Below are 23,253 nucleotides of genomic sequence, written 5' to 3'. Positions count from 1 at the left end.
ACCTCGGGACTTCCCGAGGCGTCGCCGGGGGCCGGGGCCTCGAAGACTGTCGGGACCTCAGACGCCCCTGGGGGCCCGGAGCGTGCCGGCGACGGGGCGGAGGCCCACATGACCTCGGGGCCTGCCGCGAGCGCGGAGGCCGGCCGGGTCGCCGGGGCTGCCGGTACGCACACTCCCGAAGTCCAGCGGCTGGGTAGGGATAGCTCCGCACCTTCGGATGGCGGGTCGCTGTCGGCCCCGGCAGTCGCACGTGCTGCGACCGCCCCTTCGACCGCTCCCCTCACTCCGCCTGCTCCGGCAGTTCCCGTGGTGTCTCCGATACCGCCGCCCGTCAGGGAGGAGTTCGCCGCACCGCTCCCCGCTCCCGGCCTCCACGTGACGCCCGTTCCGCCAAGCCTGCCGTCCCGGCCCGACTCCCTGACGAGGACGCGGGCAGGAGGGGCACCCGTACAGCGACGGATACTCCCAGCGGCCCGGCGGACGCCGGGAGTTGACACACCCGCGCCCCGCCGAGCAGCCACGGCCCCTGTCCAGCGCGCGGTCACCGGCCCTGCCGACGCCGGCCACGGCGACGCCCCGGACACCACCGAACGTGGCCACGCTCTCCCCTCGAGCCCGGCCACCACGAGGCGTACGACGAACAGCTCGGCTGCGGAGGCAGCACTCACGCAGCCGAAGGGGTCCGTGCCCCGGCCGGATGCGGTGACGCCGCCGTCAGGACCGGCCGGGGCTCGAGGGCCCGCCCAGTCCGCCCGGCCCGCCCAGTCCGGCAGTGCGGACACTCCGTCGACACCGGGCAAGTCCCCGCACCCGCACAGCACGGCCGACGCCGCAGCCGCAGCCGCAGCCGCAGCCGCACCGATCCCGTCCGTACAACGCCAACAGGCCACCCCCACCCGACCGCAGCCCTCACCCACCGCCCCGGGCACCGGACGGACCCACGACGCCGCTACGACGTCACCCACCGGCCACACCGCACCCACACCCGGCCGGGACAACCACCCGACGACCAACACCCCCACACCGCCACCTGGCGCCCCCGCCTCACCACCCCACACGCCTGCCCACACCAGCACCAGCCTGGCCCCCACGATCCAACGCCAACAAGCCACCCCCGCCAGGCCGCCCCACCCCCACCCCCAGCCCGACAACAAGGCCACACCACCACGCCCGCCTGCCGACAGGCCTACCCCGGCAACCACCGGCATCGCGCACTCCCCCACGCCCCCCGAACCGCAGCAGCCGCCCCACGTCACCCCGCCCGCACGCCCCTCTGCCGAGGCAACCGTCGCTCCACCGTCAGTGCGCACCGTCCAGCGAGCGGCCCTCCCTCCCACCACCCCCTCGACCGGCCGCCCCACGGCAACCGGCCCCGCACAGACCACCGCCACACGCCACACCCCCCACCTCGGCCTCGGCGCACCGATCGCCCGGCAGCCCACCGCCTCACCCCAGCAGCCGACCCCGGCCCCGCTCCCCACCACACCCCGCCACTCCCCACTGGGCGCCCCAGTGAGCCCAGCACCAACACCCCCGGCCGCCAACACCCCCACCACCCCATCCACCGCCTCCCCCCTCCCCGTGGTCCAGCGCTTCTGGAAGAAGCCGAAGCCCACCGCCAAGAACACCCCCAGAAACACCCCCAAGAACACCACCGGCGCCCTCGCGGCAGCCGCGGCAGCCACCATCGCCGACACCCTCACCACCCAGACCGCACCACCCCCGTACACACCCGCCGCGCCACACCGAAACCCCCCACCCCCGTACTCGGAATCCGCACCCGCACCCACATCCGCAACCGCATCCACGTCCGCATCCGCAACCGCATCCGCAACCGCAACCGCAACCGCGAACCAACCACCCCCACCCACCTACACAGAGATCCCGAACGGCGGCTTCGACCCCCGTGAGCTCACCGACTTCCAGCTCGACGAACTGGTCCACCGCCTCATCGGCCGCATCACCCGGCTGATCCGCACGGAACTCCGCATGGACCGCGAGCGGATCGGCAGACTCCGCGACCCCCGCCACTGACACAGAAAGGCCCTCGATGTCCCGCCAGGACCCGGGCTCCACCATCTGGTTCACCCTCAGCATCGACGGTGAGAGCCTCGGCTACTTCAACGGATGCGAAGGGCTGTCGTCCCAGGTGGAGGTCGAGCAGCGCCAGGAGGGCGGCAACAACGGCTTCGTCTGGCAGCTGCCCACCCGTGTCACCTTCTCCACGATCCGGCTGACCCGCCCGCTCACCCCGGACACCACGAAAGTGGCCAAGTGGATCTCGTCCGTGCAGACGGGGATCAAGCGGCCCACCGCCCAGATCGCGGCGCTGCGCGCGGACGGTTCGGAGGTGGCCCGCTGGGGGCTGATCGACGTACTGCCGGTGAGCTGGAGCGGTCCCAGCCTGGACCCCGCCAACCCGGCCGTGGCGACCGAGGTCCTGGAGATCGCCCACCACGGGTTCACGGACTGAAAGGGCGGCACAGAGACATGGCACGAGCCAGCAGCAAGGGCGCCGGGAAGAGCCTCGTCAGGGCGGCGCTCGCGATCCACGAGCCCCCCGTCGGAAAGAGCACCACCCCGGGCGGGATCATCAAGACCTTCGGCTTCGACTTCAATCCCGCGCAGCTCTCCCTGACCCGCCGCGCCCAGTGGAAGTCGACACCCGCGCAGATCGAACGGGACGGCTCCCTGCCGGAGTTCATGGGCGCCGAGGCGCGGGAGATGAGCGTGGAGATCTTCCTGGACTCCTCCGCCAAGCCGGCCGGCAACACCGTGCTGAAGAAGGTGGAGTCGCTGCTCGCCTGCTGCGAGGTGACCAACGCCAGCATCGCCGCGAAGCAGCCGTCGCCGCCCTGGGTGGTGTTCCAGTGGGGGTCGTTCTCCACGGCCCGGTTCACGGCGTACGTGAGCTCCGTGGAGGCGACGTACTCCCTCTTCGGCACGACCGGCGTGCCCATCCGCGCCACCTGCCGGCTCCAGCTGCACGAGATCCCCAGCAAGACCAAGCGACAGAACCCGACGTCGGGCGCGCTCACCGCGCAGCGCGTGCACCGGGTCGTGGCGGGCGACTCGCTGCAGTCGCTGGCCTGGCGGGAGTACGGCAACGCCGCCGCCTGGCGCTCGATCGCCGAGGCCAACGGCATCGACGACCCGTCCCGGCTGCCGGCCGGTGCGGAACTGGTGCTGCCCGCCGCCGAGGAGGTACGTCCGTAATGGTGCAGTCCGCGTTCTCCAACGTCGTCGAGGTGAAGCTCGGGGGCGCCAAGCTGCCGCCCGACTTCGCCCGGGCGCTGGTCGACAGCTACGTCGACCAGGGCGCCGGGGTACCGGCCGCGTTCCGGCTGACGTTCCGGGACCCGTACCGGATCCTCCTGCGCGATCTGAAGGTCACCTTCGGCACGCCGGTGGTCATCGCGCCGGTGTCCGACGGCCAGGGCGCCGCCGACCCGCTGCTGACCGGCGAGGTGACGGGTCTGGAGGCCGACTACGACGGCACCGGCACCTTCACCGTGATCCGCGGCTACGACCTCGGGCACCGGCTGCTGCGGCGCCGCCGGGTGGCCGCCTACCGCAACCAGAGCGCGTCGGACATCGCGCGCAAGCTCGCCGCGCAGGGCGGGGTGCCGGTGGGGCGGGTGCAGTCGACGAAGACGGTGTACGAGTTCATCAGCCAGTCGAACGTCACCGACTGGGACTTCCTCGCCCGGCTCGCCGACGAGAACGAGATGGTGATGTCCGTCGACGCGGACGGCAAGTTCCAGTTCGTGAAGCCGAAGCCGTCGTCCGGGGCGCCCTCGCCGAAGACCGACGGCGACCGGAGCCCGTTCGTGCTCCAGGCCGGGCACGACATCCTGCGGCTGCGGTCCGCCGTCACCGCAGCCGACCAGGTGGGCAAGGTCGAGTCGCGGGGCTGGGACGTCACGACGAAGAAGAAGCTGACGGCGACCGCACCCGCCACCGACAACCCGGGCATCGGCATCGGCACGACACCCGGCGCGGCGGCCGGCAAGTTCAAACCGGCCAAGCTGGTCGAGACGAGCACCCCGTACGACCGGCAGAACGAGGTGAAGTTCGCCGCCGACGCCCTCGCCGACGACCTCACCTCCTCGTTCGCCGAGATGGAGGTCGTCGCCCGCGGAAATCCCAAGCTGCGCCCGGGAGTTCCGGTCACGCTCTCGGACGTGGGGCAGCCCTTCGAGGGCAAGTACACGGCCACGTCCGTACGTCATGTCTTCGGCGACGGCAGGCACTACGAGGCGTGGGTGACGGTCAGCGGGCGGCAGTGGCGGTCGCTGTACGGGCTCGCCTCCGGCGGCGCCGAGAGCGCGCCGCGGCTGCCGAGCGTGGCCAACGCCCTGGTCACCGATGTGAACGACCCGCTGAAGCAGGGGCGAGTCCGGTTGCAGTTCCCCTGGCTGGACGACAGCTATGTCAGCGACTGGACGCGGACCGTGCAGTGGGGCGGCCTCGGCGGCGGTGGCATCTTCCCCATGGACGTCAACGACGAGGTGCTCGTGGCGTTCGACCGGGGAGCCCTCGACCATCCCTTCGTCATCGGCGGGCTCTACAACGGCAAGGACAAGCCGACGCCGGTGAACGACGTGCCGCTGCACGACACCGTGCGCAAGAAGGCGAGCCGGCACACCGTCTCGGACCGGGACGGCAACCGGATGGACCTGCTCAGCCAGAAGACCGGCCTGCGCAAGCAGGGGGTCCGGCTGGCCTCCGGCGACAAGCAGCTGGTCATCAACCTGGACCGGACGAAGACCGAGATCATCGTGGACAGCAAGGGCTCGGTGACGATCAAGGGCAGCCTGTCGGTGTCGGTGGAGTCCGGCGGCGATCTCATGCTCAGCGCCCGGCGCAGCCTGACCCTCAAGAGCGGCGGGCCGCTCAGCATCCAGGGCGGCGGGGTGGTCAGCGTGAACGCGCTGGGCGCCCTGAACCTGGACGCGAAGGGCGTCGCGAACCTCACCGGCGTCGGCACCGTGCAGATCAACTCGCTCGCCAACACGATGATCAAGGCTCCGACCACCCTCATCGGGTCGCCGGTGTTCGGCGTCAAGACCATCCCCGTGCCGATGCCGATCCCGTGACCGACCCCATGACCGATCCCGTGACCGATCCCGTGACCGATCCCATGACCGTCTCCATGGAAGACGAGGTGTGGTTCTGATGGCCGAGCAGTTCGTCGGCTCCGGCTGGTCGTTCCCGCTGCGCATCGGGCCGACCGGCGGCATCGCCCTGGTCAGCGGGGAGCGGGAGATCGAGGAGGCGATCCGGCTGGTCCTGTCGACCGCTCCGGGCGAGCGGCCGATGCGGCCGGACTTCGGCTGCGCGATCCACGACCTGGTGTTCGCGCCGGTCAACGAGCAGACCGCGGGCCGTATCCAGCACGAGGTGTACGCCAGCCTGGATCGCTGGGAGCCGCGTATCGAGGTCGACGACGTCGAGGTCACCGCCGGCACCGACCAGAGCGTCCTCTACATCGACGTCCGGTACTCGATCCGCGGCACCAACAACCCGCGCAGCCTGGTCTTCCCCTTCTACGTCATTCCGTCCCACGACGAGCCCGACGCCCCCGGCGCGGGCGCCGCCCCCGAAAGCGACCTCTGATGGCACTGCCCTCCCCCAACCTCGACGACCGCCGCTTCCAGCAGTTCGTCGACGACGCCAAGCGCTACATCCAGCAGCGCGCCCCGGAGTGGACGGACCACAACGTCTCCGACCCCGGTGTCACCCTCGTCGAGACGGTCGCCCACATGGCCGACCAGATCGTCTACCGGCTCAACCGGGTGCCGGAGAAGAACCACCTGGCGTTCCTGGACCTCGTCGGGATCACCCTGTTCCCACCGTCCGCGGCCCGCACCGAGGTGACGTTCTGGCTGTCGGCCCCGCAGGAGGAGGCCGTGTGGGTGCCGGTGGGCACGGAGGTCGCCACGCTGCGCACCGAGAGCGAGGAGGCGGTGGTCTTCGCCACCGAGCGTGAACTGACGGTGGTGCCCTGCGCGTTGCGTCATCTGCTGGTGCAGCACCGGGGTGAGCCGATGGCCGACCGGACCTCCGACCTCGCCGAGGAGGACAAGGACCTGCTGTGCTTCGCCGAGTCGCCCGGCCCCGGTGATGCCGTGCTGTTCGGCCTGACCGCCGCGGTCCCGCACTGCGCGGTCGCCCTGGACCTGGACAGCCGGGTGGACGGCGTCGGCGTGGACCCGCGCCAGCCGCCGCTGGTGTGGGAGGCGTGGACCGCGGACGGCTGGCAGCCCTGTGAGGTCGACCGGGACGGCACGGGCGGTCTGAACCGGCCCGGCGAGGTCGTCCTGCACGTCCCCGGCGGGCATGTGCTGTCCCGCAACGCCGGCCAGGAGGCGGGCTGGCTGCGCTGCCGGGTCACCGAACCCCGGCCGAACCAGCCCTTCTACACCACTTCGCCCACCGTGCGTGCCGCCGAGGCCTTCACGATCGGCGGCACGACCGCCACGGTGCACGCCGAGACGGTGTACGACGAGGCGCTCGGCGAGTCCACCGGGCTGCCGGGGCAGCGGCTGCGGCTGGCGCACGCACCCGTGGTCGGCGACGACCCGCCGGTGCTGCTGCAGACCGCCGAGCACGACGGCTGGACGGACTGGCGGGTCGTCCCGAACTTCGCGGGCTCCGGGCCGTACGACCGGCACATCACCCTCGACGCCACGACCGGCGAGATCGCCTTCGGCCCGGCCGTGCGCGAACCCGACGGGTCCCTGCGGCAGTACGGGCTGGTCGCCCCCAAGGGAGCACCCGTCCGGGCCCGCCGCTACCGCACGGGCGGCGGCCGCGCGGGCAACGTGGCGCGCGGTGCCGTGCAGGTCCTGCGCACCTCCATCCCGTACGTCTCCGAGGTCGTCAACCGCGAGGCCGCGCGCGGCGGTGTGGACGGGGAGACGGTGGAGGAGGCGAAGGTCCGGGCCCCGATCACCTTGCGCGCCCAGGAGCGTGCCGTGACGCTGCGCGACTACGAGGAGCTGGCCCGCCGCGCCGCCCCGGAGACCGCGCGCATCACGTGCCTGGAGGGCGAGGAGGGCGAGCACGGGGCCTACGCGGTACGGGTGCTGGTCGTGCCGCAGGCCGTGCCGGACCCCGGCGGCCGGCTGCGCTTCGAACAACTCGTGCCCGGTGACGCGCTGCTGGACCGCATCACCCGGCATCTGGACGAACGGCGCCTGATCGGGACCCGGTTGGCGGTGGGCCCGCCGTACTACCAGGGCGTCACCGTGGTGGCCACGGTGCATGCCTTCCGGGGTGTCGACACCGACCGGGTGCGCCGGGAGGCCCACGACGCCCTCTACCGGCACCTCGATCCGCTGACCGGCGGCACGGACGGCACCGGCTGGCCGTTCGGGCGGCCAGTCCAGGCCGGGGAGGTGTTCGCGGTGCTGCAACGCGTACCGGGGGTGGAGCTGGTCGACGAGGTGGTCCTGCACCCCGCTGACCCGCTCACCGGCAAGCGCGGCGAGCCGACGGACCGGATCGATCTGTCGGCGCCGTCGCTGGTGTTCTCGTTCGACCACCGCGTCCGGGTGATCGGAGACGGTTCCTGATGCGGGGCTCGATCGACGGCCTCGGAACCTCCTCGCCGATCGGCACGATGCTGCCGGCGGTGTTCGCCGACGACGACCTGGCCCAGCGCTTCGTCGCCGGACTGGACGACGTGATCGCCCCGGTCCTGAGCGTGCTGGACTGTCTCGACACCTACTTCCGACCGTCCCTCGCCCCGCTCGACTTCGCCCAGTGGCTGGGGAGCTGGGTCGGCGCGGAGACCGCGGGCGACGAACCCGAGGCCCGGCTGCGGGCGGCCGTGGCCGCCGCCGCGTATCTGCACCGCATCCGCGGCACCCGGCGCGGGCTGTCGGAGGCGGTCCGGCTGGCGTTCGGCGTGGTGCCCGAGATCACCGAGAGCGGTGGCGCCGCGTGGAGCGCCCGGCCGCTCGGCCCGTTTCCCGGGGCGCCCCGCCCCCGTCTGCACGTCCACCTACGGCTTCCCGCCCCGACCCCCGCGGACCGCTACCGCCTGGAGACCCTCGTGTCCGCCGCCCGCCCCGCTCATATGCCGTACACGGTCCAGGTGACCGCCGGTGCCCCCGCCGAAAGGACCCGGGAGACATGACAACCCCCCAGAACTGCGCCGACTGCGGCACCCGCGCGGAACCGGGCCAGTCCTTCTGCGACGCCTGCGGGGCGGTACTGAGCTGGACGGACCGCCCGGCAGGCACCGGGCCACGCGCCACCGGGGCCGCCGAGACGCCCGGAGCATCCCGGCCCTCGGAACCGGCCCCGGCGTCCCAGCCGCCCGGACCGGCCCGAGACTTCGAGCCGACCGCGTTCTCCCGGACCTCGGAGCCCGCCGGGGAGCCCGAGTCCGGCAAGCCACCCCGGGAGGCCGAGCCCGCCGGAGGCCCGGGGCCTTCGGAGCGTTCCGGCCATGCGAGGCCCGACGGTGAGCCGGGCGGCGCCCCCGCGTCGTCCTCGCCCGAGCCCGGCTGGGACGCCTTCGCCCGGCCGGACGGCGGGGCGGGTCTGGCCCGCACACCTCGCGACCGTCTCGGCACCGGCACGACGACGCGGCAAGGCGCTGCCCGCACGGCCTCCACCACCTCCGGCCCACCCGACCCGGCCACCGGCGAGGCCGCTTCCCGCGCGGGCTCCCTCCGGCACGGCGACCACAGCGGCACGCGCCACACCACCGCGGTCAGCCCGGAAACCCACGCTCGCCCCGACACCACGGCGCACGCGGACACGACCGCCGGCCCCGGAACCACCGCGCACCCGGACACGACCGCCGGCCCCGGCACCACCGCGCACCCGGACACGACCGCCGGCCCCGGAACCACCTCTCACCGCGACGCCACCGCCGCACCCGGCACCGCCTCCCCAGCCCCCCGGCCCTCAGACGACACCGTCCCCACCGAACCCGCCGCACCCGGCACCGCCTCCCCGGCCCCCCGGCCCTCGGACGACACCGTCCCCACCGAACCCGTCCGCCCGGCCACCGGGACCCCGCATCCCGCCGACGGCCCCACGCCCGGCATGACCGACCGCGCCCGCCGCCTCCTCATCCCGGTCGGCGACCCCGAACCCCAACCCGGCCCGCACCCCTCCGTCGCCCCGGTCCTGCCCGGCCGCCCCGAACCGCAGCGCCCGCAGGCCGTACGCGCCCCCGGTCAGGAACAGGGCATGGACGGCGGCGCCCCCTGCCCGTGGTGTGCCACCCGCAACCGGCCCGAGCGGCACTTCTGCGCCCGGTGCGCGATGCCCATGGCCGGCGACGGCCCGGCCGGCCCGGCCCGGCTCCCCTGGTGGCGGCGGCTTGGCCCGTTCGGCAGCCAGGAGGCCCCGTGGGCGGGCGACCGCCCCCGGCTGCGCCGTGCCTTCGACCGCGTCCTGTCCTGGCTGGGCATCGTGATCGTGCTGTCCCTGCTGATCGTTCTGGTGATCAACATCCCCCAGGGCGTCCAGGCCACCCGCGACCACTTCGCCAAGCGCGCCGAGGTGTCCCCGGACCGCTACGCGGCGTCCCGCTCCTTCCCGGGCCACAAGCCGGACCTGGCCTTCGACAAGCTCAACGACACCTGGTGGGGCCCGGGCGTCTCCGAGTCGGGCAAGGGCCAGTGGGTGGAGGCCCGGTTCGACCGGCCGACCCGGCTCCTGGACCTGATCATCACGCCGGGCGTCTCCATCCGCCCCGACAAGCTCCGCGAGTCGGCGCTCCCGCACCGCCTGGAGGTCACGATCACGGGGGCCGACGGCAAGAAGACGACCCGTCAGATCACTCTCGACCAGGGCGCGGGCCCCCAGCGGCGTGCCTTCCGCGTGGGCGAGGTCACCGCCGTCCGCTTCACCATCGAGTCCGCCCACGGCATCTCGGCGAAGAAGCAGGTCGCCGTCGCGGAGATCGAGTTCTTCGGCCCGTCGAGCGCGAACAGCACCTGAGCGCGCGGCGGCCCCGGACGGAAACCGACCGTCCGGGGCCGTCGAGCCCGACCGGGGTGACTACGCGTCCAGCGACGTCATCACGTGCTTGATCCGCGTGTAGTCGTCGAAGCCGTACGACGAGAGGTCCTTGCCGTAGCCGGACTTCTTGAAGCCGCCGTGCGGCATCTCGGCGACCAGCGGGATGTGGGTGTTGATCCACACACAGCCGAAGTCGAGCTTCTTGGACATGCGCATCGCGCGGCCGTGGTCCTTGGTCCACACGGAGGAGGCCAGCGCGTACTCGACGCCGTTGGCCCACGTCACGGCCTGCTCCTCGTCGGAGAAGGACTGGACGGTGATGACGGGGCCGAAGACCTCGTTCTGGATGATCTCGTCGTCCTGCTTCAGGCCGGAGACGACGGTCGGCGCGTAGAAGTAGCCCTTGTCGCCGACCCGCTTGCCGCCGGCCTCCACGCGCGCGTGCGCGGGCAGCCGGTCGATGAAGCCCTCGACCTGCTTGAGCTGGTTGGGGTTGTTGAGCGGGCCGAACAGCACGTCCTCGTCGTCCGGCTGGCCGGTCTTCGTCTCGGACGCGGCCTTCGCCAGCGCGGAGACGAACTCGTCGTGGATGGACTCGTGGACGAGCACGCGCGTGGCGGCGGTGCAGTCCTGGCCGGCGTTGAAGTAGCCCGCGACCGAGATGTCCTCGACGGCCTTGGCGATGTCGGTGTCCTCGAAGACCACGACGGGCGCCTTGCCGCCCAGCTCCAGGTGGACGCGCTTGACGTCCTTGGAGGCGGACTCGGCGACCTGGATGCCGGCGCGCACCGAGCCGGTGATGGAGGCCATCGCCGGGGTGTCGTGCTCGACCATCATGCGGCCGGTGTCGCGGTCGCCGCAGATGACGTTGAAGACGCCCTTGGGGACGATCGAGCCGATGATCTCGGCCATGAGGGCCGTCGAGGCCGGGGTGGTGTCCGACGGCTTCAGGACGACGGTGTTGCCCGCCGCGAGCGCCGGGGCGAACTTCCACACGGCCATCATCATCGGGTAGTTCCACGGCGCGACCTGCGCGCACACACCGACCGGCTCACGGCGGACGATGGAGGTGAGGCCCTCCATGTACTCGCCGGCCGAGCGGCCCTCCAGCATCCGCGCCGCACCCGCGAAGAAGCGGATCTGGTCGACCATCGGCGGGATCTCCTCGGAGCGGGTCAGCCCGATGGGCTTGCCCGTGTTCTCCACCTCGGCCGCGATCAGCTCCTCGGCGCGCTCCTCGAAGGCGTCCGCGATCTTCAGCAGTGCCTTCTGACGCTCGGCGGGCGTGGTGTCGCGCCAGCCGGGAAAGGCCTCGGCGGCCGCCGCCATCGCGGCGTCCACGTCCGCCTGCCCGGACAGCGGAGCGGTCGCGTACGCCTCACCCGTCGCGGGATTGACCACCTCGGTGGTCCGTCCGTCGGCGGCGTCCCGGAACTCACCGCCGATGTAGTTGCGCAGACGACGAAGCTCGGTGCTCACTGCCGGCCCTCCAGTTCGGATGTCCAGTACTTGAGACACCCACCCTAGTCGCCAGGTCCACGTTTTCAACACCCCCACTCCCTTCATTCGTGCGGAATCCGCAGGCTTCGGCAATCAAAACAACGGATTTCATCGATCACGCCTTGCGGAAGTGACGAGACCTCGTGCACAGTGAGCTCGTGGCCAGTCGAAGCGCAGACCAGAAGGGGCCGCGGGAACTCCGCGAGTCCTCCCGCGAGTCCAGGAACGGCAGCTCGCCCCAGCTGGACGCCGTCTCCCTCGCCATCATCGAGCAGCTCCAGGAGGACGGCCGCCGGCCGTACGCCGCCATCGGCAAGGCCGTCGGCCTCTCCGAGGCGGCCGTGCGCCAGCGCGTCCAGAAGCTGCTCGACCAGGGCGTGATGCAGATCGTCGCCGTCACGGACCCGCTCACCGTGGGCTTCCGCAGACAGGCGATGGTCGGCGTCAACGTCGAGGGCGACGTGGAGTCGGTGGCGGACGCGCTGACGGCCATGTCCGAATGCGAGTACGTGGTGATGACCGCGGGCTCCTTCGACCTGATGGTGGAGATCGTCTGCGAGGACGACGACCACCTCCTCGAGGTCATCAACAAACGCATACGGGCGGTGCCCGGAGTGCGCTCGACGGAGAGCTTCGTCTACCTGAAGCTCAAGAAGCAGACCTACATGTGGGGAACCCGATAACCGTGAGGACCCGATAGCCGTGAGCAAGGACCTCTCCCAGTCCGCGTACGACCACCTGTGGATGCACTTCACGCGCATGTCGTCGTACGAGAAGGCCCCCGTCCCCACCATCGTCCGTGGCGAGGGCACCTACATCTACGACGACCAGGGCAAGCGCTACCTGGACGGTCTCGCCGGCCTGTTCGTGGTGCAGGCCGGGCACGGCCGTGTCGAGCTCGCCGAGACCGCCTTCAAGCAGGCGCAGGAACTGGCGTTCTTCCCGGTGTGGTCCTACGCCCACCCCAAGGCCGTCGAGCTGGCCGAGCGCCTCGCGCATCACGCCCCGGGCGACCTGAACAAGGTCTTCTTCACCACCGGCGGCGGCGAGGCCGTCGAGACCGCCTGGAAGCTCGCCAAGCAGTACTTCAAGCTGGTCGGCAAGCCCACCAAGCACAAGGTCATCTCCCGCGCGGTCGCCTACCACGGCACCCCGCAGGGCGCCCTGTCCATCACCGGCCTGCCGGGCCTGAAGGCCCCCTTCGAGCCGCTGGTCCCGGGCGCGCACAAGGTCCCGAACACCAACATCTACCGCGCCCCGCTCTTCGGCGACGACCCGGAGGCCTTCGGCCGCTGGGCCGCCGACCAGATCGAGCAGCAGATCCTCTTCGAGGGCCCGGACACGGTCGCCGCGGTCTTCCTGGAGCCGGTGCAGAACGCGGGCGGCTGCTTCCCGCCCCCGCCCGGTTACTTCCAGCGCGTCCGCGAGATCTGCGACCGGTACGACGTGCTGCTCGTCTCCGACGAGGTCATCTGCGCCTTCGGCCGCCTCGGCACGATCTTCGCCTGCGACAAGTTCGACTACGTGCCGGACATGATCACCTGCGCCAAGGGCATGACCTCGGGCTACTCCCCGATCGGCGCCTGCATCATCTCCGACCGCCTGGCCGAGCCGTTCTACAAGGGCGACAACACCTTCCTGCACGGCTACACCTTCGGCGGCCACCCGGTCTCCGCGGCCGTGGGCCTCGCCAACCTCGACCTGTTCGAGCGCGAGAACCTCACCCAGCACGTCCTCGACAACGAGGGCGCGTTCCGCTCCACCCTGGAGAAGCTGCACGACCTGCCGATCGTCGGCGACGTCCGCGGCAACGGCTTCTTCTACGGCATCGAGCTGGTCAAGGACAAGAACACCAAGGAGTCCTTCGACGACGAGGAGACGGAGCGCGTCCTGTACGGCTTCCTCTCCAAGGCGCTCTACGACAACGGCCTGTACTGCCGTGCCGACGACCGCGGCGACCCGGTCGTCCAGCTCGCCCCGCCGCTGATCTCCGACCAGTCGACGTTCGACGAGATCGAGCAGATCCTGCGGGCCACCCTCTCGGAGGCCTGGACGAAGCTCTGAGCGTCCTCGCTCCGATCGTCTGACCGGACGATCAACGCCAGCCCCGGAGCCGCCCGTTCGAGTGAGAAACGGCGGCCCGGGGCCGCGTGCTGTCCGGCGTCCCGCCGCCTTCTGCCTAGCGTGCCCAGTGACTGATCGGCCCCGCCTTCGTTCCCCCGCACGGGGGATGGCACGGGAACTACGGATCTGAACCGAGGTGTACGCATGGAGGCCCCGCCGGACAACGACGTGCTCTGGGCACGCGCCCTGCACTTCCAGCACCACGACGGCTCGCCCGCGCTCTGTGGCGTCTCCCTCGGCGTCCGGGAGAGCGAGATCCTCGCCGTCAGCGGCCCGCGCGGCAGCGGCAAGACCACCCTGCTGCGGTGCCTGTCCGGCCTGGCGCCCGTACGCCGCGGCGAGGTCTGGTTCAACAGCGTGCCCGTGCACACCATGGGCGCCCTCACCCGCGAGCGGCTGCGCCGCGACCGCTTCGGCTGGATCGACCCGGTCCCCTCGCTGGTCCCGGAACTCAACGCCTGGGAGAACGCCGCCCTGCCGCTGATGCTGCGCGGCACCAGCCGGCGCCGCGCCAAGAAGGCGGCCATGGAGTGGCTGGAGCGCTTGGACATCGGCGACGGCGCCCGCAAGCGCCCGCACCAGCTGAAGCAGGCCGAGCGCCAGCGGGTGTGCATCGCCCGCGCCCTCGCCCCGGCGCCCTCGGTCCTGTTCGCCGACGAGCCGACGGCGCCCCTGCACCGCGCCGACCGCGCCCACGCGCTGCGCACCCTCACCACGGCCGCCCGCTCGCATGGCATCACGGTCGTCCTGGCCACCCACGACCCGGACACCGCGGCCCTCGCCGACCGCACGGTCTTCCTGCTCGACGGGCGGCGCGTGCAGACGGTGCATCTGCCCCCGGTCGCGGAGACCACCGAGCCGGAAGGCCGGGCGGCGTGCTCGCTCTCCGTCTGACCCGCGCCGCCCACCCCGCCGTCCAGCTGCGCCGTCTGCTGGTCGCGACGGCCTCGGCGGGCACGGGTTTCCTGCTGCTGTGCGCCCTGGGCTACGCGCTGGGCCACCCCGGCGACCCCGGCGCCGCCCTGCTGCGCCTGGCCTGGTGCGCGGCGCCCCTCGCCGCCACGGTGTACTTCGCCCTCGCGGTGGCCCGCACCGATCCCGGCACCAAGCCCCGCCCCGGCCTCTCCGCGATCGGCCTCGGACCGCTGCGCCTGATGGCCGTCTCGGCGACGACGACCGCCCTGTCCTGCGTCCTGGGCTCGATGCTGGCTCTGCTGTTCTTCCTGCACCTGCGGGGCGACCTGACGGGCCTGCCCTTCGACGGCGCGGCCGCCGAGGCCCTCGCCGCGGACCAGCCGCTGCCGGTGCCGGCGGCCCTGACGCTGCTGGCGCTCGTGCCCGCGGGCGCGTCCCTCGCGGTGGTGCTGGCGCTGCGGCCCAGGGAGCAGCGTGCGGCCGCGGCGGCCAGGGTGGTGTACGGCCGCTTCGGCGCGTACCGGCGCGTGAGCACCCTCGAGACCTTCGGGGCGTACGGCCGTTTCGGCCGGCAGATCACCCGGCCCGGGGGCGCCGCGGCCGGCGAACCCGCCGGGCAGCAGAGCGGGCCCCCGGCGGCACGGACCGGCGAACCGGCCTCGGCGGCGGCCGTCGAGGGCCCCGGGAGCGCGGTCAGCACGATCGAAGGCACCGCTCAGCCGTCCCCCCGGCACACCCCGGCACCGGACACCGCCGACGCCCCGGCATTCTCCGAGGCGCCGCTGCCGGACGCCGTCACGGCCGCCCCCTCCGGCCTCCCCTGGGGCATCACCGTCCTGGCCGCGGGGCTCGCCGTGGAGACCTACGCGAGCCGTACCGCCCCCAAGGCGCCCGACCTCACCCTCTCCGGCGCCTCCCCCGGCGTCATGGCGGGCTGGATCCTGGCCACCGTCGGCCTGGCCCTGGTCGGTCCGGGTCTGACCCACCTGTGCGGCCGGCTGCTCCAGTCGGCCCGCCCGGGCGCCCTGCGGCTGCTGGCCGGCCGCATCCTCATGACGGAGGCCACGCGTATCGGCCGCCCCCTGGGCGTGGTCTGCGCGGTGCTGTCGGCCACATACGCGATGGCGCTGCTGCACGCCCCGGACGGACTGTCGCTCGGCCCCCTCACCATCCTCGGCGTGCTGCTCGTGACCGGCTGCACCGTGGCGACGCTCCTGACGGCCGCCGTCGAGGCCCGGCAGGCGCGCGCCGACACCACCTCCGCGCTGCTTCGGCTGGGCGCCCCCGCGACCATGCTGCGCAGTGCCGCGGCCCTGCGCGCGGGCGCGCTGCTCGCCCTGTTCGCCCCGCTCACCCTGACGGTCGCGGAGCTGGCGGCGCTGCCGCTGGCGCGTTGAAAATCTCGTACGAAAAAAATCTCCGGACGGCGATGAGTTCCGCGCCGGGCCCCGGTCTATCCCCGCGTAACGACACGGACCCCGTTGGGAGAGACTTCGCATGTACCAGCAGATGATCTTCGTGAACCTGTGTGTCAACGACGTCGCCGCCTCGAAGAAGTTCTTCTCGGAGCTCGGCTACACGATCAACGAGCAGTTCAGCGACGACACCACAGCCTCGGTGGTGATCAGCGAGACCATCGTCGTGATGGTGCACACCGACGAGAAGTACTCCCAGTTCACGAAGAAGAAGATCGCCGACTCGAAGACGACCAGCGAGGTGCTGATCGCGCTGAGCGCCGAGAGCCGCGAGAAGGTCGACGAACTGGTCGGGAAGGCGGTCGCGGCCGGCGGCTCCGTCTCCGGCGAGACCCAGGACCACGGCTTCATGTACGGCCGGGCCTTCGACGACCCGGACGGCCACACCTTCGAGGTCGTGTGGATGGACCCGGCGGCCGTCCAGGGCTGACACGCGCTGTGCCAGCATGGGCGGGTGCAGACGATGCCCGCCCATGCGGCCCACCATGACGACCGTGAGATCGAGACGCTCGAGGAGTTCGACGCGACCGTCTCGGCGCGCGGCACACTCGCCGGTCACCGTATCCAGGCCGTCGACCTGACGGACCGTACGCGCGAACTGCTCACCACGGACACCGCGGGCGCGATCTTCCTCGGCTGCGCGATGCGCGAGGAGGCGGCCGCGAAGATACGCGGCGACGGCGCCCTGGTCTTCCCGCCCGTCCCTGATCTGCCCTTCGATCCCTACCGCGGCCTGGTCTACTCGCCGGACGAGCTCTTCGCCTCCCTGCCGGACGGCTACGAGGCCACGCCCGACGCCCGCGCCTACGCCTGGTTCCAGCGCACGAAGGCCGACGGCGACATCTACGCGTCCATGCTGCGCGCGGTCCACGACGACTCCGTCTCGGACGCGCTCGACGAACTCCTGGCCGGCGCCCGGGTCGTGGGCGTGATGGGCGGCCACGCGATGGCCCGTGGCACCGAGGAGTACGCGGGGGCGGCGCGGCTAGGCCGGGAACTGGCCCGCGCCGGTTTCACGGTCGCCACCGGCGGCGGCCCCGGCGCCATGGAGGCGGCCAACCTCGGCGCGTACGCCGCCCCGTTCGACGAAGAGATGCTCACCGAGTCGCTCGAACTGCTCGCCAAGGCGCCGCGCTTCACCCCGTCGATCACCCAGTGGGCATCGGCCGCCTTCGAGATACGCACCCGCTGGCCGCGCGGCGGCCGCTCCGTCGGCATCCCGACCTGGTTCTACGGCCACGAGCCGCCGAACGCCTTCGCCTCGCACATCGCCAAGTACTTCGCCAACGCCACCCGCGAGGACGGCCTGCTGGCCCGGTCCACCGCGGGTGTGGTGTTCCTGCCGGGCGCCGCCGGCACCGTGCAGGAGATCTTCGACAACGCGACGCCGAACTACTATGAGTCGCGCGGCGAGCCGACGCCCATGGTGCTCGTGAACCGCGCGCACTGGACGGACAAGCTGCCGACGTGGCCGCTGCTCCAGTCGCTGGCCAGGGGGCGTTCGATGGAGGCGCGGATCGCGCTGGTCGAGCGGATCGAGGAGGCGCCGGAGGCGTTGAAACGTCTCGGCGGTTAATAAGCAGGCAAAGCAAGTGCTTGCAAGCTGCATATGCGTTGACACTACTTATGCGGCGCTTATAAACCTGTGAGTCTCCTGGTAGTGCTGATGTTCCGTCACCACTGCCGCAGCCCCCCGCATTACGCATCCTGTAAAGGACAAACGTGGCAGTTCTGTCCGTATCCCGCCGCGCACGTGCCGTGCGCATCATCGGTGTCGTCTCCGCCTCGGCCGCGCTCGCGCTCGGTGCCTCCGGCACCGCGCTCGCCTGCAACATCAACGAGTTCTCCGCCGAGGCCAAGTGTGACGGCGACAAGGGCGTCATCACCGTCACCGACGTGGACCCCGCCGGCATCGCGGCGACGGTCACCGTGTACCTGCAGAACAACGGCGCCGACGCCAAGAAGGTCGGCGAGCAGGTGGTCAAGGGCTCGCGCGAAGGCACCACCATCATCTTCGCCGAGAACTGGAAGCCCAACGCGGAGTACCGCATCCACGTGAAGGCCACTCCGTACGTCGACGAGGACATCAAGCCGAACCTCGTCACCCCGGCCACGGCCTGCAAGAAGAAGGAGGAGGAGGAGCCGCCGCCGGCGACTCCCCCGGCCACGCCGACCCCGTCGGCCTCCCCCTCGAAGCCCGCCGAGGAGACCGGCACCCCGGCTCCGACGCCGTCGCAGAGCGAGAGCACCACGCCCGCGGGCAACGCGCCCGGCCCGGCCGGTGACTCCAACCTCGCCGAGACCGGCGCCAACTCCAACACCGGCATCATCGCCGGCATCGCGGCGGCCCTGGTCGTCGTCGGTGGTGGCGCGGTGTTCTTCGGCATGCGCCGTCGTGGGGCGAACAGCGACAGCTGACGCCTGCGCACCGCCGTGACGTGGCCCGTCCCGTGACCCACGGGGCGGGCCACGTCCGTCTCACCCGAACGTCGCCCGCTCCAGCCAGAACTCCAGCAACTCCCGCTCCCCCAGCACCTCGAGCTCCAAAGCGTCCAGCGGCAGCCGCCGGTAGAACGCGAGCAGGACGGAGGTCAGTGGCCCGCGCAGGGCGACCGTGGCCTTCTCGTGGCCCCGGCGCCAGGTGACACCGTCCTCGGTGAGCTCGATCAGCCACTCGGCGTTCACCTCAAGGCCCGTGTCGGTGGCGTGCAGGTGGATACTGCGGCCCGGGCCGCGCAGCTCCCTCGCCGCCTCGTCGTCCGGGTCCGTCCGCTGCACGTACTCCACGATCTGCAGCCACTCGTCGATCGCGTCGGCGGCGACGTCGGGCGCGACCTCGTAGGGCAGTCCGGCGGCGAGCGTGGCGTCCGCGCGGTGCACGGTGATCTCGTGCGTCATCCGCCGGGCCCAGAACCCGGCGGTGAGCGTCCCCGCCCAGCCCCACACCTTCGCGTCCGGCCCGGCCTCCCGCAGCGCGGCGACGAGCTGCTCGCCCGACTCCCCCAGCCACACGTCCAGCGCTGCGGCGTCGCCCCGGCCCTCGGGCCCTTCGACGCCGGGCACCTGCTCCTCCGGTACCTCCTCCCGGGCCCGGGTCCGCACCATGAGCTCCACCCAGCGCAGGGCACCGCCCGTGTGCCGGACCAGCTCCTCCAGAGACCAGTCCGGGCAGGTCGGCACAGTGGCGGACAACTCGGCACCGGAGGTCACCACCGACCTCAACAGACCGACCTGGTGGGCGATTTCGTCGCAGTAGCGGTCATGCGCGAGGAGTGTCATGACCCGCACTCTAAGGCGGCCGCGATCAGTCGAGCACGACGATTTCGGCCGCGTCGAACTCCACTCCGGCCTCGTCCCCGACCTCCGGCGCCGCCCGCAGCGCGCACGCCGCCTCCAGGCGCGGGGCGTCCTGAGGCTGGAGGTGGACGGCGACATGGGTGCCCTTGAAGGTACGGGCGGCCACGGTGCAGCGCAGACCCGCGTCGGCGGGCACCAGGCGTACACCGGCGGGCCGCACCAGGAGAGTCCGTGTGCCCTGCGGGGCGCCCTCCGGCACCGGCACCTTGCCCCACGGGGTGTCCGCGGCCTCCGCACCCACCGTCGCCTCGACGACGTTCTCGAAGCCGAGGAAGCGGGCCACGAACGCGTCGGCCGGCCGCTGCCACACCTCGAGCGGCGTACCGGACTGGGCGATCCGCCCGTCCCGCATCACCACGACCCGGTCGGCCAGTGCGAAGGCCTCCCCCTGGTCGTGCGTCACGGCGAGCACCGTCGTGCCCAGCCGGCCGAACAGCTCGCGCAGTTCCACGACCAGCCGTTCCCTCAGCGACCGGTCGAGCTGGCCCAGCGGCTCGTCCAGCATCAGCAGCCGAGGGCTCGGCGCCAGGGCCCGGGCCAGCGCCACCCGCTGCTGCTCCCCGCCGGACAGCGCGGCTACGGCCCGGCGAGCCGCGCCCGGCAGCCCTACGAGGTCCAGCAACTCCCGTACCTGCTCGGCCTGTTGCCGCTTGGACGCCCCGTGCATGCGCAGCCCGAAGGCGACGTTGCCGCCCACGTCCCGCTGCGGGAACAGCTGGTGGTCCTGGAACATCAGCCCGACCCCGCGCCGGTGCGCGGGCACGCCCATCTGGTCGCGCCCGTCGAGCGACACCCGCCCGGAGTCGAGCGGCTGCAGCCCGGCCACGGCCCGCAGCAGGGTCGACTTACCGCTGCCGCTGGGCCCGAGCACGCACACGATCTCGTGCTCGGCGACCTCCAGATCGACGGCGTCCAGCACGGCCCGCCCGCCGAAACGGACCGTCGCGCCCTCCAGCGCCAGCAGCATCAGAACTCCCCTGTCCGGTCGGCGGTCCTGAGCCTCTCAAGCACCAGCAGGGCCACGGCGCACACCACCATCAGAATCGTCGAAAGGGCCATCGCCTGGCCGTAGTTCAGGTCCCCGGGCCGCCCCAGCAGCCGCGCCACGGCCACCGGCAGCGTCGGGTTGTCGGGCCGCGCGATGAACACCGTCGCCCCGAACTCCCCGAGCGACACCGCGAAGGCGAAGCCGGCCGCGATCAGCAGCGCCCGCCGCACCATCGGCAGGTCCACCTCCCGCCACACCCGCCAGGGCGAGGCCCCCAGCACCGAGGCCGCCTCCCGCAGCCGTACGTCCACCGCCCGCAGCACGGGCAGCATGGTCCGCACGACGAACGGCACCCCGACCAGCGCCTGCGCGAGCGGCACCAGGATCCACGAGGACCTCAGATCCAGCGGCGGCTCGTCGAGGGCGATCAGGAACCCGAAGCCCACGGTCACCGCGGACACCCCGAGCGGCAGCATCAGCAGCGCGTCGAAGCCGCGCACGAACCGCCCGGCGTCCCTGCGGGTGAGCGCGACGGCGGCGAGGCCGCCGATCACCACGGCGATGACGGTGGCGGCGACGGCGTACTCCAGCGAGTTGCCGATGGCCTCGATCGGCGGCACCAGGAACACCCCGCCGTCGGCCCTGGTCAGAGCCCGGTAGTAGCCGAACCCGGGCGCGTCCAGGGACCGCTGCACGAGCACGGCGAGCGGCAGCAGAAGCAGTACGACGACGGTCACGAGCACCCCGCCGAGCAGCGCCCACTGCCCGGCGCCGCGCGGCCGGCGCGCGGTCACCGACGCGTCCACCAGCCGCAGCGCGGTCTCCCGCCGCCGTACGGTCCAGGCGTGCAGGGCGAGGATCGCGCCCACGGCGACGAACTGGATCAGCGTCAGCACGGCCGCCGTGGACAGGTCGAAGATCTCCGACGTCTGCCGGTAGATCTCCACCTCCAGGGTCGAGAAGGTGGGCCCGCCGAGGATCTGGACGACACCGAAGGAGGTGAAGGTGAACAGGAAGACCATGAGCGCGGCGGCGGCCACCGCGGGCCCGAGCGCCGGCAGCGTGACCTGCCGCCAGGCCTTCCAGGGTGACGCCCCGAGCATCCGCGCGGCCTCCTCCTGCCGCGGATCCAGCTGCGCCCAGAGCCCGCCCACGGTCCGTACGACGACCGCGTAGTTGAAGAAGACGTGCGCGAGCAGGATCGCCCACACGGTGGTGTCGAGCCGTACGCCCCACAGCTCGTCGAGCAGCCCGCCCCGCCCGACCAGCGCCAGGAACGCCGTACCGACGACGACCGTGGGCAGCACGAACGGGACGGTCACGGCGGCCCGCAGCACCTGCTTGCCCCGGAAGTCGAAGCGCGCGAAGACGTAGGCGCCGGGGAGCGCGATCAGCAGCGTGAGCGCGGTGGAGACGAGCGCCTGCCAGGTGGTGAACCACAGGACGTGCCGGACGTCGGACTGCGCCAGGACCTCCCCGAGCCGCCCGAACCGCCAGGCCCCGTCGGCCTTCAGACCGCGCGCGACGATCGCGGCGACGGGGTAGGCGAAGAACGCGGCGAAGAACGCGACGGGCAGGGCGATGAGCCCGAACCGCGCCGCCGCGCCCCTCGTCCGGCCGGTCACTTCAGTACGAGCGAGGTCCACGACTTGACCCACTGGTCACGGTTGTCGGCGATCTTCGCGGGGTCCATGGTCTCGGGGTCCTTCGCCTGCGGCCCGAACTTCACGAACTCCGGCGGGACCTGGGCGCCCTCGCGCACCGGGTAGACGAACATGTTGAGCGGCATGTCCTCCTGGAACCGCTCGCTGACCAGGAAGTCCAGGAACGCCTTGCCGCCCTCGCTGTTCTTGGCGTTGCTCAGCAGCCCGGCGTACTCGACCTGCCGGAAGCAGGTGCCCTGCGCGACCCCGGTCGGTGCCGTGCCCGGCTTGGGGTCGGCGTAGACGACCTCGACGGGCGGCGAGGACGCGTACGACACGACGAGCGGCCGGTCGCCCTTGGCCTTCTTGCCGCCGGCGGATCCGGAGAACTCCTCGTTGTAGGCCTGCTCCCAGCCGTCGACGACCTTCACACCGTTGGCCTTGAGCTTCTTCCAGTAGCCTTCCCAGCCCTCGTCGCCGTACTTCGCGGCGGTGCCGAGCAGGAAGCCGAGGCCGGGCGAGGAAGCGGAGGCGTTCTCGGTCACGAGCAGGTTCTTGTACTGAGGCTTGACGAGATCGTCGAAGGTCCGGGGCGGGTCGATCTTGCGGTCGGCGAAGTACTTCTTGTCGTAGTTGACGCAGATGTCGCCGGTGTCGACGGGCGTGACCCGGTGCTGGTCCTCGTCGGCCCGGTACTCGGCCTTGATCCGGTCGGAGCCCTTCGCCTCGTAGGGCTGGAACAGCCCGTTGTCGAGCGCCCGCGAGAGCAGCGTGTTGTCGACGCCGAAGAAGACGTCGCCCTGCGGATTGTCCTTGGTCAGGATCGCCTTGTTCACGGCCTGCCCGGCGTCGCCGTCCTCCAGGACGTTGACCTTGTAGCCGGACTGCTTCTCGAAGGCGGCGATGACGCCCTTGGACGCGGCCCACGAGTCATGACTGACGAGGGTCACGGTCTTGGAGTCTCCGGACCCCTGACCGCCGCCGGACGACCCGCACGCCGCGAGCGTCCCGGCCATCCCGAGCCCGACGACCACGGCCGTCAGCCGCTTTCTCTTGATGCTCACTTGATTCCTCCTGGATGACCAGGAGAAGACGCGGCCCCGCCCGGGACTTCCGTGGTCCCGGGCAGGGCGCAACAGCTCGAGTGATGACCGATCTCCCTACCCAGAATGACCTGGGCCAGGTTCGGAGGGTCTGCGGCCGTGTGCCGCACTCTCAGCGCTGTGGCGCTCCCCTGTCGGAATATGAAGGTGTATGTACG

At 71.9% G+C, this 23,253-nt stretch carries 20 protein-coding genes and 1 riboswitch; of the genes, 15 read left to right on the top strand and 5 right to left on the bottom strand.

The genetic code is table 11. The features are described 5' to 3' along the window. The first annotated feature begins 1,581 nt into the window (after nt 1-1,581). The 8 genes from AC07DF_RS06340 to AC07DF_RS06305 all read left to right on the top strand — a co-directional run bounded on the left by AC07DF_RS06340 (nt 1,582) and on the right by AC07DF_RS06305 (nt 9,969). Nucleotides 1,582-2,034: an extensin gene (locus tag AC07DF_RS06340; protein ID WP_478967387.1), complete on the top strand. Its 453-nt coding sequence runs from the start codon at nt 1,582-1,584 to the stop codon at nt 2,032-2,034. A gap of 16 nt (nt 2,035-2,050) precedes the next feature. Further along, nucleotides 2,051-2,473, top strand: a complete 423-nt coding sequence (locus AC07DF_RS06335) for a phage tail protein (protein ID WP_382496833.1) — start codon at nt 2,051-2,053, stop codon at nt 2,471-2,473. Nucleotides 2,474-2,490: 17 nt separating this feature from the next. Next, nucleotides 2,491-3,216, top strand: coding sequence for a CIS tube protein (locus AC07DF_RS06330; protein ID WP_478967385.1), 726 nt, complete (start codon nt 2,491-2,493; stop codon nt 3,214-3,216). Further along, nucleotides 3,216-5,099 (top strand): VgrG-related protein, encoded by a 1,884-nt coding sequence (locus tag AC07DF_RS06325; protein ID WP_478967383.1) that lies wholly within the window; start codon nt 3,216-3,218, stop codon nt 5,097-5,099. Before AC07DF_RS06330 ends, AC07DF_RS06325 begins: the two co-directional genes overlap by 1 nt. Nucleotides 5,100-5,178: 79 nt before the next feature. Then, entirely contained in the window at nt 5,179-5,619 is a 441-nt protein-coding gene (locus tag AC07DF_RS06320) for a GPW/gp25 family protein (RefSeq protein ID WP_478967381.1), read from the top strand. Continuing rightward, complete coding sequence (locus AC07DF_RS06315) at nt 5,619-7,580, top strand: putative baseplate assembly protein (RefSeq protein WP_478967379.1); 1,962 nt, start codon at nt 5,619-5,621, stop codon at nt 7,578-7,580. The genes AC07DF_RS06320 and AC07DF_RS06315 overlap by 1 nt, the downstream gene beginning before the upstream one ends. Further along, nucleotides 7,580-8,146: a phage tail protein gene (locus tag AC07DF_RS06310; RefSeq protein ID WP_478967377.1), complete on the top strand. Its 567-nt coding sequence runs from the start codon at nt 7,580-7,582 to the stop codon at nt 8,144-8,146. Before AC07DF_RS06315 ends, AC07DF_RS06310 begins: the two co-directional genes overlap by 1 nt. Further along, complete coding sequence (locus AC07DF_RS06305) at nt 8,143-9,969, top strand: NADase-type glycan-binding domain-containing protein (protein ID WP_478967375.1); 1,827 nt, start codon at nt 8,143-8,145, stop codon at nt 9,967-9,969. Before AC07DF_RS06310 ends, AC07DF_RS06305 begins: the two co-directional genes overlap by 4 nt. Before the next feature lie 60 nt (nt 9,970-10,029). Here AC07DF_RS06305 and AC07DF_RS06300 read toward each other — a convergent pair whose 3' ends face one another. Beyond that, nucleotides 10,030-11,469 (bottom strand): gamma-aminobutyraldehyde dehydrogenase, encoded by a 1,440-nt coding sequence (locus AC07DF_RS06300; RefSeq protein WP_478967373.1) that lies wholly within the window; start codon nt 11,467-11,469, stop codon nt 10,030-10,032. 164 nt (nt 11,470-11,633) lie between these two features. Between AC07DF_RS06300 and AC07DF_RS06295 the strand changes: the two genes are divergently transcribed. From AC07DF_RS06295 to AC07DF_RS06265, 7 genes are all read left to right on the top strand, one after another. After that, nucleotides 11,634-12,173: an Lrp/AsnC family transcriptional regulator gene (locus AC07DF_RS06295; protein ID WP_454361929.1), complete on the top strand. Its 540-nt coding sequence runs from the start codon at nt 11,634-11,636 to the stop codon at nt 12,171-12,173. A 13-nt stretch (nt 12,174-12,186) separates the two neighbouring features. After that, nucleotides 12,187-13,554, top strand: a complete 1,368-nt coding sequence (locus AC07DF_RS06290; RefSeq protein WP_391102960.1) for an aspartate aminotransferase family protein — start codon at nt 12,187-12,189, stop codon at nt 13,552-13,554. A 204-nt stretch (nt 13,555-13,758) separates the two neighbouring features. Further along, on the top strand, nt 13,759-14,508 hold the full coding sequence (locus AC07DF_RS06285) for an ABC transporter ATP-binding protein (protein WP_478967370.1): 750 nt from the start codon (nt 13,759-13,761) through the stop codon (nt 14,506-14,508). Beyond that, a complete protein-coding gene (locus AC07DF_RS06280) occupies nt 14,490-15,926 on the top strand; it encodes a hypothetical protein (protein ID WP_478967368.1) in 1,437 nt (478 codons plus the stop codon). The genes AC07DF_RS06285 and AC07DF_RS06280 overlap by 19 nt, the downstream gene beginning before the upstream one ends. Nucleotides 15,927-16,026: 100 nt before the next feature. Continuing rightward, complete coding sequence (locus AC07DF_RS06275; RefSeq protein WP_478967366.1) at nt 16,027-16,434, top strand: VOC family protein; 408 nt, start codon at nt 16,027-16,029, stop codon at nt 16,432-16,434. A gap of 24 nt (nt 16,435-16,458) precedes the next feature. Beyond that, complete coding sequence (locus AC07DF_RS06270; RefSeq protein WP_478967364.1) at nt 16,459-17,580, top strand: LOG family protein; 1,122 nt, start codon at nt 16,459-16,461, stop codon at nt 17,578-17,580. A gap of 146 nt (nt 17,581-17,726) precedes the next feature. Further along, complete coding sequence (locus AC07DF_RS06265; protein WP_478967362.1) at nt 17,727-18,422, top strand: LAETG motif-containing sortase-dependent surface protein; 696 nt, start codon at nt 17,727-17,729, stop codon at nt 18,420-18,422. A 60-nt stretch (nt 18,423-18,482) separates the two neighbouring features. Here the strand turns inward: AC07DF_RS06265 and AC07DF_RS06260 are convergent, their stop codons facing one another. The 4 genes from AC07DF_RS06260 to AC07DF_RS06245 are packed head-to-tail and all read right to left on the bottom strand — an operon-like array spanning nt 18,483 to nt 23,008. After that, nucleotides 18,483-19,283 (bottom strand): maleylpyruvate isomerase family mycothiol-dependent enzyme, encoded by an 801-nt coding sequence (locus tag AC07DF_RS06260; protein ID WP_478967360.1) that lies wholly within the window; start codon nt 19,281-19,283, stop codon nt 18,483-18,485. Between the two features lie 25 nt (nt 19,284-19,308). After that, complete coding sequence (locus AC07DF_RS06255; protein ID WP_478967357.1) at nt 19,309-20,328, bottom strand: ABC transporter ATP-binding protein; 1,020 nt, start codon at nt 20,326-20,328, stop codon at nt 19,309-19,311. After that, nucleotides 20,328-21,995, bottom strand: a complete 1,668-nt coding sequence (locus tag AC07DF_RS06250; protein ID WP_478967355.1) for an ABC transporter permease — start codon at nt 21,993-21,995, stop codon at nt 20,328-20,330. Before AC07DF_RS06250 ends, AC07DF_RS06255 begins: the two co-directional genes overlap by 1 nt. Further along, nucleotides 21,971-23,008: a thiamine ABC transporter substrate-binding protein gene (locus AC07DF_RS06245; RefSeq protein ID WP_478967609.1), complete on the bottom strand. Its 1,038-nt coding sequence runs from the start codon at nt 23,006-23,008 to the stop codon at nt 21,971-21,973. The genes AC07DF_RS06250 and AC07DF_RS06245 overlap by 25 nt, the downstream gene beginning before the upstream one ends. A 123-nt stretch (nt 23,009-23,131) precedes the next feature. Then, nucleotides 23,132-23,238, bottom strand: a riboswitch (TPP riboswitch). Nucleotides 23,239-23,253: the final 15 nt, after the last annotated feature.

It is taken from the genome of Streptomyces sp. NPDC044719 (assembly GCF_056433405.1).
Note: the sequence above shows the minus strand (reverse complement) of the source record. Positions and strands in the feature narration are given on the sequence as shown.